At 34.2% G+C, this 15,564-nt stretch carries 22 protein-coding genes and 1 pseudogene; 21 read left to right on the plus strand and 2 right to left on the minus strand.

Translation table 11 applies throughout. The annotated features are described in order from the left end of the window. Positions 1-236: 236 nt before the first annotated feature. Both ACW6OJ_RS01820 and ACW6OJ_RS01825 read left to right on the plus strand, forming a co-directional pair. Entirely contained in the window at positions 237-779 is a 543-nt protein-coding gene (locus tag ACW6OJ_RS01820) for a hypothetical protein (protein WP_456095625.1), read from the plus strand. 519 nt (positions 780-1,298) lie between these two features. Beyond that, on the plus strand, positions 1,299-2,237 hold the full coding sequence (locus ACW6OJ_RS01825; protein ID WP_456095626.1) for a hypothetical protein: 939 nt from the start codon (positions 1,299-1,301) through the stop codon (positions 2,235-2,237). A 150-nt stretch (positions 2,238-2,387) separates the two neighbouring features. Here the strand turns inward: ACW6OJ_RS01825 and ACW6OJ_RS01830 are convergent. Continuing rightward, positions 2,388-3,175: pseudogene (locus tag ACW6OJ_RS01830) on the minus strand (IS30 family transposase). 133 nt (positions 3,176-3,308) lie between these two features. On the opposite strand from ACW6OJ_RS01830, the gene ACW6OJ_RS01835 reads away from it, so the two are divergent. From ACW6OJ_RS01835 to ACW6OJ_RS01855, 5 genes are all read left to right on the plus strand, one after another. Beyond that, entirely contained in the window at positions 3,309-3,536 is a 228-nt protein-coding gene (locus ACW6OJ_RS01835; protein ID WP_456095627.1) for a hypothetical protein, read from the plus strand. A gap of 61 nt (positions 3,537-3,597) precedes the next feature. Next, entirely contained in the window at positions 3,598-4,119 is a 522-nt protein-coding gene (locus ACW6OJ_RS01840) for a KilA-N domain-containing protein (protein ID WP_456095628.1), read from the plus strand. A gap of 60 nt (positions 4,120-4,179) precedes the next feature. Beyond that, a complete protein-coding gene (locus ACW6OJ_RS01845) occupies positions 4,180-4,443 on the plus strand; it encodes a hypothetical protein (RefSeq protein ID WP_456095629.1) in 264 nt (87 codons plus the stop codon). Positions 4,444-4,559: 116 nt separating this feature from the next. After that, positions 4,560-4,874, plus strand: coding sequence for a DUF7675 family protein (locus ACW6OJ_RS01850; protein WP_456095630.1), 315 nt, complete (start codon positions 4,560-4,562; stop codon positions 4,872-4,874). Positions 4,875-5,259: 385 nt separating this feature from the next. Next, the gene (locus ACW6OJ_RS01855; protein ID WP_456095638.1) at positions 5,260-5,493 is read left to right on the plus strand and encodes a GmrSD restriction endonuclease domain-containing protein; all 234 of its coding nucleotides are present in this window, start codon (positions 5,260-5,262) and stop codon (positions 5,491-5,493) included. A 31-nt stretch (positions 5,494-5,524) separates the two neighbouring features. On the opposite strand, the gene ACW6OJ_RS01860 is transcribed toward ACW6OJ_RS01855, so the two are convergent. Next, on the minus strand, positions 5,525-5,677 hold the full coding sequence (locus ACW6OJ_RS01860) for a hypothetical protein (RefSeq protein WP_304084924.1): 153 nt from the start codon (positions 5,675-5,677) through the stop codon (positions 5,525-5,527). Between the two features lie 483 nt (positions 5,678-6,160). On the opposite strand from ACW6OJ_RS01860, the gene ACW6OJ_RS01865 reads away from it, so the two are divergent. The 14 genes from ACW6OJ_RS01865 to ACW6OJ_RS01930 all read left to right on the plus strand — a co-directional run. Then, positions 6,161-6,667: a YfbM family protein gene (locus ACW6OJ_RS01865; protein WP_456095631.1), complete on the plus strand. Its 507-nt coding sequence runs from the start codon at positions 6,161-6,163 to the stop codon at positions 6,665-6,667. Between the two features lie 61 nt (positions 6,668-6,728). Next, positions 6,729-7,124, plus strand: coding sequence for a YbgA family protein (locus tag ACW6OJ_RS01870; RefSeq protein WP_456095632.1), 396 nt, complete (start codon positions 6,729-6,731; stop codon positions 7,122-7,124). Next, on the plus strand, positions 7,121-7,477 hold the full coding sequence (locus ACW6OJ_RS01875; protein ID WP_456095633.1) for a hypothetical protein: 357 nt from the start codon (positions 7,121-7,123) through the stop codon (positions 7,475-7,477). Before ACW6OJ_RS01870 ends, ACW6OJ_RS01875 begins: the two co-directional genes overlap by 4 nt. Positions 7,478-7,648: 171 nt before the next feature. After that, on the plus strand, positions 7,649-8,782 hold the full coding sequence (locus ACW6OJ_RS01880) for a hypothetical protein (protein ID WP_456095634.1): 1,134 nt from the start codon (positions 7,649-7,651) through the stop codon (positions 8,780-8,782). 31 nt (positions 8,783-8,813) lie between these two features. Then, positions 8,814-9,005: a hypothetical protein gene (locus ACW6OJ_RS01885; protein WP_293427752.1), complete on the plus strand. Its 192-nt coding sequence runs from the start codon at positions 8,814-8,816 to the stop codon at positions 9,003-9,005. A gap of 340 nt (positions 9,006-9,345) precedes the next feature. Next, on the plus strand, positions 9,346-9,603 hold the full coding sequence (locus ACW6OJ_RS01890; RefSeq protein WP_412426665.1) for a SemiSWEET family transporter: 258 nt from the start codon (positions 9,346-9,348) through the stop codon (positions 9,601-9,603). A gap of 16 nt (positions 9,604-9,619) precedes the next feature. Beyond that, complete coding sequence (locus tag ACW6OJ_RS01895) at positions 9,620-9,763, plus strand: hypothetical protein (RefSeq protein WP_293427748.1); 144 nt, start codon at positions 9,620-9,622, stop codon at positions 9,761-9,763. A gap of 220 nt (positions 9,764-9,983) precedes the next feature. Continuing rightward, positions 9,984-11,006, plus strand: a complete 1,023-nt coding sequence (locus tag ACW6OJ_RS01900; protein ID WP_456095635.1) for a hypothetical protein — start codon at positions 9,984-9,986, stop codon at positions 11,004-11,006. A 58-nt stretch (positions 11,007-11,064) separates the two neighbouring features. Continuing rightward, positions 11,065-11,796, plus strand: a complete 732-nt coding sequence (locus ACW6OJ_RS01905; RefSeq protein ID WP_456095636.1) for a TraX family protein — start codon at positions 11,065-11,067, stop codon at positions 11,794-11,796. Positions 11,797-11,988: 192 nt separating this feature from the next. After that, positions 11,989-12,900: an aspartate carbamoyltransferase gene (pyrB, locus tag ACW6OJ_RS01910; protein ID WP_293427739.1), complete on the plus strand. Its 912-nt coding sequence runs from the start codon at positions 11,989-11,991 to the stop codon at positions 12,898-12,900. Positions 12,901-12,909: 9 nt separating this feature from the next. Beyond that, on the plus strand, positions 12,910-13,599 hold the full coding sequence (locus ACW6OJ_RS01915; protein ID WP_456095637.1) for a dihydroorotate dehydrogenase electron transfer subunit: 690 nt from the start codon (positions 12,910-12,912) through the stop codon (positions 13,597-13,599). Then, on the plus strand, positions 13,599-14,501 hold the full coding sequence (locus ACW6OJ_RS01920; RefSeq protein WP_293427733.1) for a dihydroorotate dehydrogenase: 903 nt from the start codon (positions 13,599-13,601) through the stop codon (positions 14,499-14,501). Before ACW6OJ_RS01915 ends, ACW6OJ_RS01920 begins: the two co-directional genes overlap by 1 nt. Before the next feature lie 34 nt (positions 14,502-14,535). Further along, positions 14,536-15,117, plus strand: a complete 582-nt coding sequence (gene pyrE, locus ACW6OJ_RS01925; RefSeq protein ID WP_293427730.1) for an orotate phosphoribosyltransferase — start codon at positions 14,536-14,538, stop codon at positions 15,115-15,117. 290 nt (positions 15,118-15,407) lie between these two features. Beyond that, positions 15,408-15,564: TetR/AcrR family transcriptional regulator (locus tag ACW6OJ_RS01930; RefSeq protein WP_456095639.1), on the plus strand; the 157-nt coding region annotated here is incomplete at its 3' end.

Raw genomic sequence — 15,564 nt, forward strand, 5'->3', positions numbered from 1 at the left:
AATTATATGACAATTAGAGAAAAAGCTGAGCAATGGTGTGTGTCTCCACGACGGGTGTAGACTCTACGTATAAACGAAAAAATAGAGGGTGCAGTTAAATTTGGACACGTTTGAGCAATCTTAGTCGATTTGATAAACTAATTGACAGAATAGTAAGCATGGGTCAATATAAGGGTTTGGGAAAAATAGATTCGTATGGTGAGCCGTGGTATTAACGTATGGAAAGGTGATAAACTATGGCTAATGAAAATATTGAAATTAAAAAGTCAAATGTATTGATGATATATTTTGAAGCAAATACATTTAAAAAAGAATTCAACCGAAAAGTTCGTGAGTATAGAAGTCAGGAATATAGTAATAATGTTAAAGATGAGCTAGCAATACCCTATTGTATTACATTAGCATCATTTGCATGTGAGTTATTTCTTAAATTTTTGATAGGTGTGAACCAGATAAAGAATATGAAAAGTGCAGAAAAAGTCGAAGTTCCAAGGAAACATAACTTGGAATCATTGTATATACAATTACCTAGTGAATTCAAAGATGCTATCTTGAAAAAAATTCCTAAGGATAGATTAGAAGAAATATTGGAAAGAAATTCTAATTCGTTTATGGATTGGCGGTATATATATGAATGTAGCAAAGAAGAAATAATATTCAATTATGATTATATTAAACAACTAATAGACGTATTATATGAATTTGCAAATAAAGTAAAGGATGACATTTGCTTTGAAGCGAATAAATCCACAAAATTAGAAATGAAAGGAACAGAATAACCAGAAATAGGATACATCAATATATAGAAAAAACAGATAATATAACTGTTTGTAATGCAGATGAACAGAGGAATATTGAGAAATAAACTATGGATTGATTATATACTTGATGAGATAAACATAATATAATAATCAAAGATAATCCATTTGAAGTATTTTGTGATAAAAATACCTATAAAAACGATGAAAATAAATAATAGACACAAATCAAGGCCTTGTAAATTTTCATTCTGTAAGTGATAGTAATCTTTATATGGAGAGTGGGAATAGACCGAAAAAATCACAAAATGGCTTAAAATAGTGTTTTAAGCCCACCAAAATGAGCAACTGGGATAAAATCAGGTAAAGATTTCAAAAAGAGTAATCTGGTTGATTATACAATCAACCAAAATTATAAATTGTTGGAAGAGTATGATAAGAGAAATTTATTTGATATTAGAAGTATTTGGAAGGAAAGGGTAGGTTAAATTCAATAATAATATAAAGAGAATAATGTTCTAAAGATTGGAGTAATATTTTATGAATAATAATGAACAAGTAGAAAATAATCATGATATGGATTATGAAAAGGATAACAAAAAAAACAAACAGTATATTCCTATAGAAATATACAAATATGTTTCTGGGCTTTTAACATTTCTTTTTAGTTTAGCAATTGTAGTTAAGAATATATATCAATATATTTATTCTGTTAAAGCTGAAATATTCTATGGAATACCTCAAAATTATTTCTATGAAAATATATTAGGAGAGATTAATATTAAATTAATATTCGTTATTGTTAATTTAATATTACTTTTTTTACCTGTTATTATTAAAAGATTGGGAAAGAAAATTAGACTATCTCGGATAGAAGCTTTTGGATATTCAGTTATTATAACGACGTTAATTTTTAATACGCTTCTAACTTTAGTAATTTATATTATTAGTAATAATAAAATGAAATATATTAATAATTCTATATTTTCTGGTTTAGCTATATTGATTATTATATTGATTTTTTCAATAGGTTCTTTTTACATATATTTTAAGTTTTTAACTGACAACTATAACTCTACTGAAGATGATATAGGTATTAAAAATATAAAAGAAACTCAATTTACGAATGAAAAAGTAGAAAAAAAGAATAGATTATGTGAAAATAAAACGGCATACTTAATAAATATCATTATCATTATTGCTGTTATTGGAATTATTATTATATTTTTTATAAACATTGAGTTACCTAATAACAAAAAAAATTATGAAGTAGTATTTGAGAGAAGTGAACCTAAAAAAATCGTTGTTACAGAATATCAAGATTATTTTATTTTAATGGATATTGAAGAGATTGAGAAGAGCAGTAAGAATAATATAAATAAAGTGATTTTTAAAAAATATTTTTATGAATTGAAGAAAAAGGGGAATTTAAAAATGAAATATATTAACATTAAAGAAGTTTTGCCAGATAAACAATGACAATTTGGTGAATAAAAAAAAAGGTAATAGAAATTAGAAATCTATTGTGATTTGATCCCAAAAAGTTAGACTTTAATAGGTTCTATAATATTCGCAAATTGCAATAATAAGTTGAACATTGATAACTAAAAATCCATGTCACGAAGCTGTCTACCGATATATAAGGTCAAGCTCATCTTCGAAGACTTCATCCGGTGTATGATAATTTAGTATTTTACGTGGCAAGCTGTTACACCATACTTCTATGTCAGCAATATAGTCTACATCAAAGTCACTGATACGCTTACCTTTTGGAATAAATCTTCATATAATACCATTATGACGTTCATTAGTTCCTCTTCGCGTGACGTATATGGATGTGTATAATAAACAAGAGTCTCAGCCAATTCTTCAAGTTCAGATAACCTTGAAAACTCAGAACTATTATCTGTCGTGATTGTCTTGAACACTTGACTGAGATGCTCGCTATATATTTTTTGAAGATCATAGAGTCTGCACGATAATTCTTGATTGGCAACATCCAGTATTCGCGGCTTTGTTTTGGTGCATACAAGATCACAATAGGTAAATTCGCCACTTTGTAAGGCTCTTCTTACACAAGCATCCAGAGACCACTTATCCTCTCAGATATGCGAGTCTACATAGGCAAGTAAAACTGCTTTTTCTAAGTTATCAAGGTGTCTGCCACAGGCAAGACGATTCTGCTGGTATGTAGCCTGTCCGACCTTTGACTTGTAACGCTTAACATTGCCTCTATACAAGGAGACAGTACCTCTGCGCATCTCATTGCGGAAAGTGTTTGGGGCACAGCCGATTTCTTTAGCGATTTTGTTGGCTGACCATCCATCTTTCAAGCGAATCTGAATCAAAACTCGTTCATCATAAGAAAGATGTTTCCCTTTTTCGTGTTTAGTTGTGGTAAAATATACATGATCCATAGTTATAACTCCTTTGGTTTATTGTTGATTTAACACCTACATTCTACCACAGAAGTATAGCTATGGATTTTTTATTTAAATGTTCAACTTGATTATACAATCAACCTAAAATTAAAAATAAGTAGGTGATAATATGAAATATCTAGTTGATATAAGGGATGAAATTTTAATAAGAGAAAAAGAACCTTTGTTATTGGAAGCTTATTCTTACACTAATAAAGAGTGTATTGAAGAAGATTGGTTGGTTGGGGTTTATGATGGCAGTATAACAACAATAGCCATCACTGAATTAGAAGCCAAAGAGTTGATAAGAAATAAAGAACTGTATAAAAGCATAATAAAAAATAATATAGAAAAGTAATTGTTGGACTTATTTTTTTCGTTATATCCAGTGCCTTTGAAAAGCGTTATAAGGAACTCATATGTCTAAGGTTAAAAAAGACACGATTGAAGTAAAAGGTTTTGCTATTCAAATTTATACTGATGACTTCAAAAATGACTATATAAGTCTAACAGATATTGCAAGATACAAAAATGTGCATGAACCTAAAGATGTTGTTAAAAACTGGTTACGAGTAAGAGATACAATTGAATTCCTTGGTCTCTGGGAGACTATTCACAATCCTAATTTTAAAGGGGTCGAATTCGACTCCTTTAGAAAGGAAGCAGGAACAAATGCATTTACCTTATCCCCTCAAAGGTGGATTGAAAATACAAATGCGATCGGTATTGTTTCTAAATCTGGACGAGGAGGAGGAACCTTTGCTCATCCTGATATAGCTATGGAATTTGCTTCATGGATTTCAGCAGAGTTTAAGCTCTATTTAATCCAAGATTACAAGAGATTAAAAGGAGACGAGAATTCTAAGCTATCATTAGGTTGGAATCTTAATCGAGAAATCTCCAAGATTAACTACAAAATTCATACAGACGCAATCAAATAATATCTCCTAGAGGATCTTACCAAAGAACAGTTATCTTATAAGTATGCAAGTGAAGCCGATATGCTCAATGTTGTCTTATTTAACAAAAGAGCAAAACAGTGGCGTGAAGAAAATCCTGACTTAAAGGGAAATATGAGAGACTATGCAAGTATGAATGAGTTATTGGTACTAGTAAATATGGAAAGCTATAATGCAATCCTTATTGGTAAAGGAATGGATCAGAAAGAAAGAATGATAGAACTTAGAAAGCTTTCCAGAACTCAACTGATGTCAATTGAAAAACTCAATGGTACTGGTATTAAAAAATTAGAGGGGAAGAAATAATTACAATAGTATTGATAAAGAAAATATTTTAATTGACATTGATACTTTAAACAATAAAGAGTTTATAAAAATGTTAGCTTACATCAACAATGATAAAAAATATTAAATGAAAGGGGATGGAGCTAGTGTCAAACAATAATTATGATGATTTCATCAATAGATTAGAAGAATATGCTTCCAAACCAGACAATACTGTTTTTGCAGATTGTGATATAGAGGGTATGAGTAACTTTTATAAGGATGACAAAACAAGTAAGGTATGGTGGGTAGAAAGGTTAGATTCAGTAGGTGAGTTTTTATTTAGTTTCGATAGAAAGAAAATATATAACTTGTTTTCTGACTATCCTCATAATCTTACAGAAGATGAGATTGAAATTTTTGATAAAGAAAATCCATATTGGGCTGATTTTTTTAGATATAGAAAAAAATAATTAAGATATGATTAGATGGCTAACAATGATATGAAAGTAATAATATATAAAATTTCAAGTCATTTATATGAAAGTATAAAATTGTGGCATAAGACTTGTTTGGATGATATTGCTTGGAGATATAAGTTATTTGACATAGACTCGAAGTAAATGGTAATGTACTTATTACTATTTGCAAGGACATAAAAGTTTGTTTGTATTTTGAAGAAGCATTTAACCTAAATTATAGTGGTTAAGGAAACGAAATTTAGAAAGATGATTTTATCTAAGAAAAAATAGTGGCGTACTGATTTATATATTTATTAAGAGAGTATAATCCAGTGAAAAAAGAAGTTAAAACATATCTAAAACCCTTAAAAGAACTGCTGGCTAGCAATATTGGTGAATTGCCCTTGAATATTCCAGACTATCAACGTCCTATACTTGGAAAGCCAAAAATGGCATTCAACTACTGGACGACGTTGTAAGGTTTTCTAAATATCCAGAGTATAGAATTGGAACTATCATTTTGCATTATAATGGTAATACACTAGACATTTTTGATGGACAGCAAAAAATTATTACAAGTTTACTAATTGCAAGGTATTTAACAGAAAAAATCACATACACTCGAAAATGAAGAACCACCAGCTAGGCTGGTGGACTCCTTTTTAATCAATGGTTTTTCGTAAATCTGAGATTATTTTTTCTAATTTCTTGTCTTTTGTATCACTGTCATTTTCTAACTTAGTATCTTCTAGTCTGTCAATTAACATCCTTAGAAAACCACTAAATTGTTTTTCTGTCATTCCAGTCTCTTTCATCTTTTTCTCCCTAATGCCATTTATAACTTGTAAGTTATCCCTTACTGTACTTATATTATATCGTGATGGCAGGATATTGTTAATACTTACTAATGATTTTTTGAAAAAATATACTTTTTTCAGATATATAGTCGCCTGAATCCATATAGAATACTCACTCGCATTTATGAGGTTGTATAATATTTAGCGTTGATGAGAGAAAAAAATCTCTCCCAACGCTAAATTTTTACAAAAAAATGAAACAAACACCAAATCCTTGTTCAAATTACGAAAACAAAAAAAGAAGAAAAAAATACCTGTTCTAAGCATAGTATAAAAGAAGTCTTAGGAATTAACGTTATTCATACATTGAATCAATCAATTAGCATCGTCAGTATTGGGGATTCTATATTATATATATAGATGATATAATATTCATAGAAAAAGAGTTTTCAACTCATACAAAAATATAAACCAAACCACTTTATATGGAGGAAGAATAAAATGGGTCTTATAGCAAACTACAAATACCTAAGCGATAAAAACCTAAATGAACTTAAGGCTCTCTACACAGAAAATACCGAGTCTATTACAGATATAGAAGAGAACAATAACGATTTAGAAATATTACTTGATCTAGATAAGATGTGGGATGCCCTTCACTTTGTGCTTACAGGAGCAAGTGCCAGCGAGCCTATAAAAGATAACTACTTTAGTGAGGCTATATTTGGAACCTCCCATATTGTAGAGGCTGAGGATTTCATAGCCTACACAGAAAAATCAAGGATTAAAGATATATTATTAGCCCTTGATAATTTTGATATGGAAAAAGCTATGGAAAGCTTCAGTATGGAAGAATGTAAAAAGGCAAATATCTATCCGGATATTTGGGACTATGAAGAGGAAAGTGAAGAAATAGAAGAAGAACTAATGGATTGCTTCCAAAATATGAAAGACTTCTACAGAAAAATATTAGAAGTAAATGGTAATGTACTTATCACTATTTGCTAGAACATAAAAGTTAGTTGATAAAGACAAACACATATTTAAAAATTTGAAAGAGGACGCTACAGTGAAGCACAGAAATATCAGAAGAGAATGTGAAGACCTATGGGCAAAAAACAAATATTACGTCTTAAGCAAATCACATAAAGAATACCTAGAGATAAGAGAATACTTGAAGGAAAAAGAAGTAGACATTACGCATCTAAACCAAAAAATAGAAAAAGTAAGGAAGATGGAAGAAAGCAAAAAAGACTTTAGCAATGCAGTCCTCCACGTGTGGGGATACTTCAAAAAAGAGGCAAGCGAAATTGAAAAACAAGAATTTTTTAAAAGACTAGAAGAATATATGGACGGTAAAAATGAGCAAAAATATGTAATTGAATACATTAATGCATTGCTAAAGAAATACCCAAATAAATATTTGCAAGAGTCAACCTTACTAAGAGGAGGAGAGTATCAATGAGTTACACAATATCTTTGTTTACTATCAATACAAAACAGAAAGAACAAGAGTTAGACCAGCCAGACTTCTTTGAAAAGGAAGAAAATCTGGAAAAATTCACACCAGACCAGCAGGCACAACTGGAAGACCGTTTATTGAAATATAGGTATAAACATGTAGGAAATACAGGTGATGGTAAAATATTTGAACATACTGATTTTGGTCAAGCATTATTGACAGAGAGTGGCCTTTATTTTTCTACCTCAAACGACTTTGATTGCATTTTCGAAGTTGGAATGATAGCATCTGAATTTACGGATACTGGTGAATTTGCTAAATATGATGTGCAGGCAGGTGGATGGGAAAAAATATAAAATAGGATATCATAAAAAGACACTGAGAGTCCTCAAATAGACTTCTAGTGTCTTAATTTTTTGTTAAAGAAAAGTAATTAGTGCTTATTTTGACAATGTTTCATGCTATAATCTAATCAAGAAACAAGCTTTAAAACCTACAATACTTAATAATAAGAAGAGACTAAAACTATGAAAATAAAACTAATAAAAATAACAGCCCTAATCCTACTAGTATCCACAAGTATCCTACTAGGAGCCTGTGCCAACACAAAAGAGGACCAGGCAAAGATAATCAGCTACCTAGACAGGAGGTTTGGTAATGGAACATATACCATCAAACAGGAAAAATACCATCCTCGCTGGTTTGTGACACTAAACCAGTATCCGGATATTAGTGTTTACTACACGGTTTCCCACGACCCCCTATCCATGAGCTCACCATACATATCAACCAACTTTGATGATGTATTTGGTCAACTGGTGGTTAAGGACTTCAAGAAAACTACTAAGTTGGGCAAGGACGATATCCGCTATGACACTGATTTGGATTATGTATATTATGCTAGGTTGAATTCTATTGAAGACCTCAAGGCTTCTTATGATAGGCTGATGGCCTTTGTTGACTTTATGCGTGACAAATACCCAATAATCCTTGAGGAAAGCTACCTGCATATAGATATGAGTATGAATGGCTTAGTTCTTAAGGGATTGACTGATGATGAAAAGTATGTAAGAGAGACTATTGCAAATGTAGAAAAGGGTCAGTTAAATATTAAGTCCTATGAGGACCTCTACAACGAATTAAAGCCAAAGTTAAAGACCCATAAGGATAAGCCAGATGGATTGACCATCCATGCTGATATTGGCAGGATCTTTATCTTGGGCAGTGATACATTTGAGGACTTCCTCTACAAGAGTCTTGACCTAGAGGGTGAGAAGGTTGAAGATTTAAAGGACCTTGTACTTCAGCCAGGTGAGACCAGTCCTACCTACGCTTTTAGAAGTCCTGACCAATACGATACAACACGTATATTTATAGAGGCAAAGAATTTGACAGATTCGCCTTGTAAATTATTTGATGCTACCCTAGTCAATGTTACTGTAGATGGCGGAGGGAAGATTTTTATTGATCCAAAGTGGGTTAAGCTTGGTTATGACGATATAAAGGATTGGAAGGACCCATATGACCAGCTAAAAATTTCTCCACCAAGAACTGAGGCGGAAAAGACAGAGGGGGTAAGCTATAAAAATACCAAGATACTTTTTGTAGAGAAGATGCATTCTAAGGCAATTTCAAAGGTTGTATTTAGATATGAAAAATAGGTATATGTAATGTGAATTACGGGAGGTTTGTATGAAAAAGCTTTATAGAGTGTTAATGATTGTTTTACCTATATTTGTTGGAAGTGCTTCACTGGTAAACCTAATATTCTACCTTTCAAACCAGAAAACTTTTATGAGCCTTATCTTGAGCATCATATTTTTCTTGTTGGCCTATGCAGTAGGTATAAAGAATATATTAGACATATTGAAGGAAATGGACTAAGGCGACAATACATTTTTATCTACAATATATAATTTAATGAATAATCTATGCAGAAGTAGACCTATAAATTTATATAAAATGAATAATTCAAGCGGAAGTAGACCCTATAAATTTATGTAAATAGAATTTTTACTATGTTTAAATTATGAAAAGTATTATATAATAGTGATACTATATGTACTTATAATTAGCGATAAGACTTGAACTAAGCGATTATATACTAGGTATAATCTGTTTGCCAATAAGCCCCAGGCTTGTCTTGGCTATCATACAATCAGCAGCTTGTCTGCTTATGTATTTATAAGAGTATTTTATAGAGTATTAGAAAGAAGGTAGTAGTATGAATCAAAAGGTGTTTAAAATTTTAGGATGGGTGGCAACTTGTACAGCTATGCTTATGTACATTTCGTATTTCCCACAGATTATGAATAATTTGCATGGCAACAAGAGTGGTTTCTTGCAGCCAATGGTAGCAGCCATAAACTGTACTTTATGGGTATGCTATGGGGTCTTCCAGGAGAAGAGGGACTGGCCTATAATCATAGCAAATACTCCAGGTATAATATTTGGAGCGCTAGCAGCAATAACTGCCCTATAGGAACTTTAGAGGTAAGGTGTCAGTTACTCTTGACAAGACAAGTACTTGGACCCTAACAGGTGATACATATGTTACTGAATTTAATGGTGATGCATCTAATGTAATAAGCAATGGATATACCCTATATGTAAACGGAGTTGCCCTAAGTGGTACTAAGTAATAGGAAAATATACCCTATATAATAAAGATAATATGCTATAAGGCAATTAACTATATAACTTACTTTTAAGATATAAGATTTAAAAAATAAAAATTCTAAAAACAGCTATTTAGGGGTGATAAGGGAGACTTTATCACCTTTTTATGTAAAAGAGGTCTTGAAATGCTATAATAGTATCAAGCATAAGGTAATTTTGATTTAATGATGAGGAGACTGGAATATGAGTGCAAGACAAGCTATTTTAGGACTAATTGCCCTGCTAGGGCTTGGATTTTTGACAATTATATTTTCTATGTATAAGTTTATGAAGAACAGAGGCATAGCAGGTAAAAGCTTGATGGAGTCACCTGTAAACGACCAGGCGGACGATTCAAAAATGGGGTTGGGAGAACTTTTTATCTACATATCCTTTATAGCCATTCCTCTCATATACGCAATCCAGATGATAAATGAGGATAGTGCAGGCTCTCCAATTTTGGCCAAGTTTATTATTTTGCCACCAGTGATGGCCCTTTTTAATGCCAGAAAGCGTACTGGAAAAAGTATATTTTTGTGCATGGTTGCTGCAATTTTCTTATTTTTTATGCTAATGGTCTATTTAATAATTGGTCTTCCAGTCAAGGCACCAGTTTTGACCATTGATAAGACTGAAATAAGGCTGGCCCACACAAGCCTAAATGATATAAGGGGTCAGGGCTTTGATATATATGTCAAGCAGAGAGAGTCCACCACTAGTGACTACGACCAGCTCTTAACTTCAGGTGACTACAAAAGGTACCCACTTGATAGGAGTATTTATCTGGAAAAGGGCTTTAAGCCCTACGATGATGTGGTTTATAGGGCACCCTATCTTCTTGTCAAGGATGGTATTGTGATAGGAAATATAGGCTTTTATGGAGATATGGATAAGGCCACACTCTTAGAGGACTCTAAGATAGTTTATTTGAGGCTTGATGAGGAGACAACCTACAATGTTAGGAAAAATTCAATAGTATATAAGCTTGAGGGGATAGACCTATTTGAAGAGCTGAAGCTGGAAAGCCTGGAGAAGGTCTTTGGTGATAAGCTATGGCTGAGGCCTCCAAGCGGGACACCAGACGCTAGCCAACGACATTATGGAATCCAGTGGATTACCAATAGTGACGACCTATTCTGGAACCAGTATTATTCATATATAAGCTTTGATAGTACAAATAGGATGACTTCCTTTAGTATCTGTACTCAAATAGGTCATGACAAATAGGGAATCAAGAAAAGATATTTAGAAATTTATAAGTTTTTTGACATAAAGGAGGTAATGGATGGACTTAGAAAAGAGATTTGAAAGAAACTACCTAAAAAGGATCCAAGTACTAAATGGGGCCCAGTTAAAATACATAGCATTTATATCGATGCTTATAGACCATGCCAATAATGCCTTGATAACCCCCCTACTAGATGGGCAGGGCTTTTTGCTACACCTATCAAACCTATTTTCGATATTGGGTAGGATAGCCTTCCCTATATTTGTTTTCTTTCTAGTAGAGGGCTTCTTTAAGACTAGGAGCAGGAAAAAATACCTGGCAACCCTATTAATATTTGGTGTAATTTCAGAGGTTCCCTTTGATATGTTCACGTCGAGAGTCTTATTTGACCCATATTGGAATAATATGATGTTTACATTGGCTCTCAGCCTAGTTACTATCTGGCTAGTAGATATCATAAAGGAAAAGATACCTAATAGGGTTCTTTGGTATATAGCTTCTATAATTATAGTGGCAATTTTTGCCTTTTTAGCTATGCAGCTAAGTCTTGACTATGACTACCATGCTGTAATTGTGGCCTACCTATTCTATGTATTCTATGACAAGCCAATACTAGGTGCAGGTCTAGGCTACCTATCCATTATAAAGGAGCTATATTCAATTTTAGGATTCGGTATGACCCTTACATACAATGGTCAGAGGGGCAAGCAGTACAAGTGGTTCAACTACTTCTTCTACCCAGTCCATATCCTGATATTGGGGCTTTTACGCTTCTATTTTAATATTTAAGTTTAATATTTAAGTTGATGAAAATTTAATGATTTTTTATATATAAACATCGGGGGTTGACTAAAAACTTGACCTTCGATGTTTTTTATTGACAAGTTACAGTAAAGGTGATAATCTCTTAAGTAGAATATTTTGGGGTTGATGTTACCCCGCGTGCTTTAATTGGGTCCTGTGAGGCCAAAAGGAGGAAAAATGTTGAAGAATAGACATTTGGTTAGACCAGAAGATTTTTCTGTTGCAGAGATAGACTCTGTATTAGATCTGGGCTTGCAGATCAGCGCAAACCCACATTCTTATTTCAATACATGTGAAGGTAAGATATTGGCTACCCTATTTTATGAGCCATCTACTAGGACTAGGCTGAGCTTTGAGGCTGCCATGAATAGGCTAGGTGGTAGGGTGATTGGATTTTCAGATCCAGGAGCCTCATCAGTATCAAAGGGAGAGAGCCTAGAGGATACCATCACAACAGTTTCGAATTACGTAGATATAATCGCAATGAGACATCCCCAGTCAGGAGCAGCCAGTCAGGCATCTAAGGTTTGTAGGCTACCCTTTATAAATGCTGGCGATGGTGGAAATCAGCATCCAACTCAGACATTAACAGACTTATTAACTATAAAGGCCAATAGGGGCAGTTTAGACAATTTAACTATAGGTATGTGTGGCGACCTTAAGTATGGGCGTACAGTTCATTCTTTGGCCAAGGCTATGTCCAGATATACAGGCATTAGGTTTGTATTTATTTCACCTGACGAGTTAAAGATGCCTCAATCAGTAAAGGATAATATAGAAGGAACTGAATATATAGAGACAGACGACCTTGTGGCTGCTATGCCAAGCCTTGATATCCTGTATATGACTAGGATACAGAGAGAGAGGTTCGAGGACCAGGCAGAGTATGAAAGGCTAAAGGATAGCTATATCCTGGATATGGAAAAGATGGGGTCTGCCAAGGAAGATATGATGGTCCTACACCCACTTCCAAGGGTAAATGAGATAGCTACTGAGGTTGATTCAGACCCAAGGGCCAAGTATTTTGAACAGGCCCAGTACGGAATGTACGTAAGGATGGCCTTGATTATGAAGATGTTAGGTTTATAGGTGGATGATATGGAATATAAGGTGATTGAAAATAGATATGTAGGTGAGGGTATGTACTACATAAAGATAGGGGGGAGCTTTGAAGCCAAGATGGGCCAGTTTTATATGCTAAGGGCCTGGGACAAGTTTCCACTCCTTTCTAGACCAATAAGTATATACCAGATAGATGATGAAGGAATTAGCTTTCTATACAAGAAGGTTGGCCAGGGTACACAGATAATTTCCCAACTAAGAGAAGGAGACCCTATCAAGCTAGAGGGTCCATATGGTAATGGTTTTGAAAAGGTAGAGGGAAGGGTAGCCCTAGTTGGTGGAGGAATAGGAATTGCCCCCCTTTATATGGTTGCTCAGAATATACCAAACTGCGATATTTACCTAGGTTTTAGGGACCAGGCAATAATGCTTGATGACTATAGGTCTGTCTGTAAGGACCTATACACTACAATTGGAGACACGCTTGTAACAGATATTTTAAATGTTGAAGACTATGACTATATACTTACATGTGGACCAACTCCTATGATGAAGAAGCTAATGGAGATGGTAGAGGGAACTAAGACTAGGATCCAGGTATCTCTGGAAAACCATATGGCATGTGGTGTAGGTGCCTGTCTAGTATGTACCTGCAAGACTAAGTCGGGTAATAAGAAGACCTGTAAGGATGGACCAGTATTCTGGGGAGAGGATGTGATCTTATAATGGCAGATTTAAGAGTAAACTTGTGTGGATTTGAGCTTAAAAACCCAATTATAATGGCATCTGGAACCTTTGGATTTGGCAAGGAATACGGTGAAATATATGATGTCAGCATTTTAGGCGGCATTAGCTCAAAGGGACTAACCCTAGTGGCTAAGCCAGGTAATGAGGGCATGAGGGTCCATGAGACTCCATCTGGTATGATGAACAGTGTAGGTTTAGAAAATCCTGGTGTCCAGGGTTTCATAGACAAGGAACTACCTGATTTTTCAAGGCTAGATACATGTAGGATAGTAAACCTTGGTGGTGGTTGTGAGGACGACTATGTTGAGGGGGCTAGACTACTTGATGACAAGGATTTTGATATTGTTGAGCTAAATATATCCTGCCCTAATGTAAAGCATGGCGGTATGGCCTTTGGTATCAAGTCAGAGGTTGCTAGAGAGGTGATTAGGAGCGTGAGGAAGGCTACCAAGAAGCCTCTTATAGTCAAGCTATCACCAAATGCAGAGGATATAGTGGAGATGGCCAAGGTTTGTCAAGAGGAGGGGGCCGATGGCATATCCCTTGTAAATACCTTCAAGGCCATGGCCATAGATATACATAAGAGAAGACCAGTCTTTAACAATGTGACAGCAGGCCTATCAGGACCAGCTATCAAGCCTATAGCCCTAAGGATGGTATACGAGGTTTGTCAGGCTGTGACTATACCGGTTGTTGGTATGGGTGGTATCATGACTGCCGAGGATGTCATAGAGTTTATAATGGCGGGTGCAACCTGTGTCCAGCTGGGAACTGTAAACTTTGCTAATCCTAGGATTGGCCAGGAGATAATAGAGGACCTAAATAGGTTTATGGATGAAAATGGAATAAAGTCCCTAGATGAGATTAGGGGTATAATATAGGAAAAATATTTTATAAAATTTTGGAGGTAAAGTTATGGCAAATGTTGATGTAATACAGGTATTAAAGGATTGTGATGCACTATTGGAAGGACACTTCCTACTATCTTCAGGTAAGCACTCAAACAGGTATGTACAGTGTGCCAAGGTATTGAGGTTCCCAGACCAGGCTGAGAAGGTCCTAAGCGTAGTAGTAGACAAGATCAAGGACCTAGACATAGACCTAGTAGTTGGACCGGCTATGGGTGGTGTAGTAGTATCATATGAGCTAGGAAGACAGCTAGGCAAGGAAGCCATCTTTACAGAAAGAAAGAACAATATCATGGAGCTAAGAAGAGGCTTTGAGGTAAAGCCTGGCGATAGGATAATAATAGCTGAAGACGTTGTTACTACAGGAAAGTCAACTAAGGAAACTAAGAAGGTTCTAGAGGAGTTAGGTGGCCAGGTAATAGGTGTAGCCTGTATAGCCAACAGGACTAAGGACGATATAGGTATGCCAATCTACAGTGCTATAGACCTAGATATCCAGGTTTATGATGATGGTGCTTGTCCTCTATGTGATGCTGGCCAGATAGACCTAGTAAAGCCAGGTAGTAGAGAGTTCAAGAACGAGAAGTAGAAATACAGAGAAAAATAAATAATAAGTAGTAAAAGTAAATTAGACAGTATCTAGATAGGTTTGACCTCTGGCTACTGTCTTTTTTTATATTCCTTGTAAGAAAATAGGAATTATTTTCAAAAAAAGTATTGAAAAATATTTTCAACAGGTTTATAATAATCTTAAATAAACAATGTTCACCAAATTATATTAATCTTAAGCACAAGGATAATCGGGTATTTTACCCGATTATATTTGTTTAAGGGATTAGTGAACAAAAACTAATTCTGTTTATTAAAAAGGAGACTAAATTGGCTAGAGACAAGCTTTTAAGTAAAAATTTAATATTAAAAAATGCAAAAATTGAATTTCTTGATAAGGGCTTTGAAAAGGCTTCAATGAGGACTATAGCAAGACAGTCAGGCCTGACAGTCGGGGCAATTTACAGGTATTTTAAGTCTAAGGAGG

This window comes from Peptostreptococcus sp. (assembly GCF_977045075.1).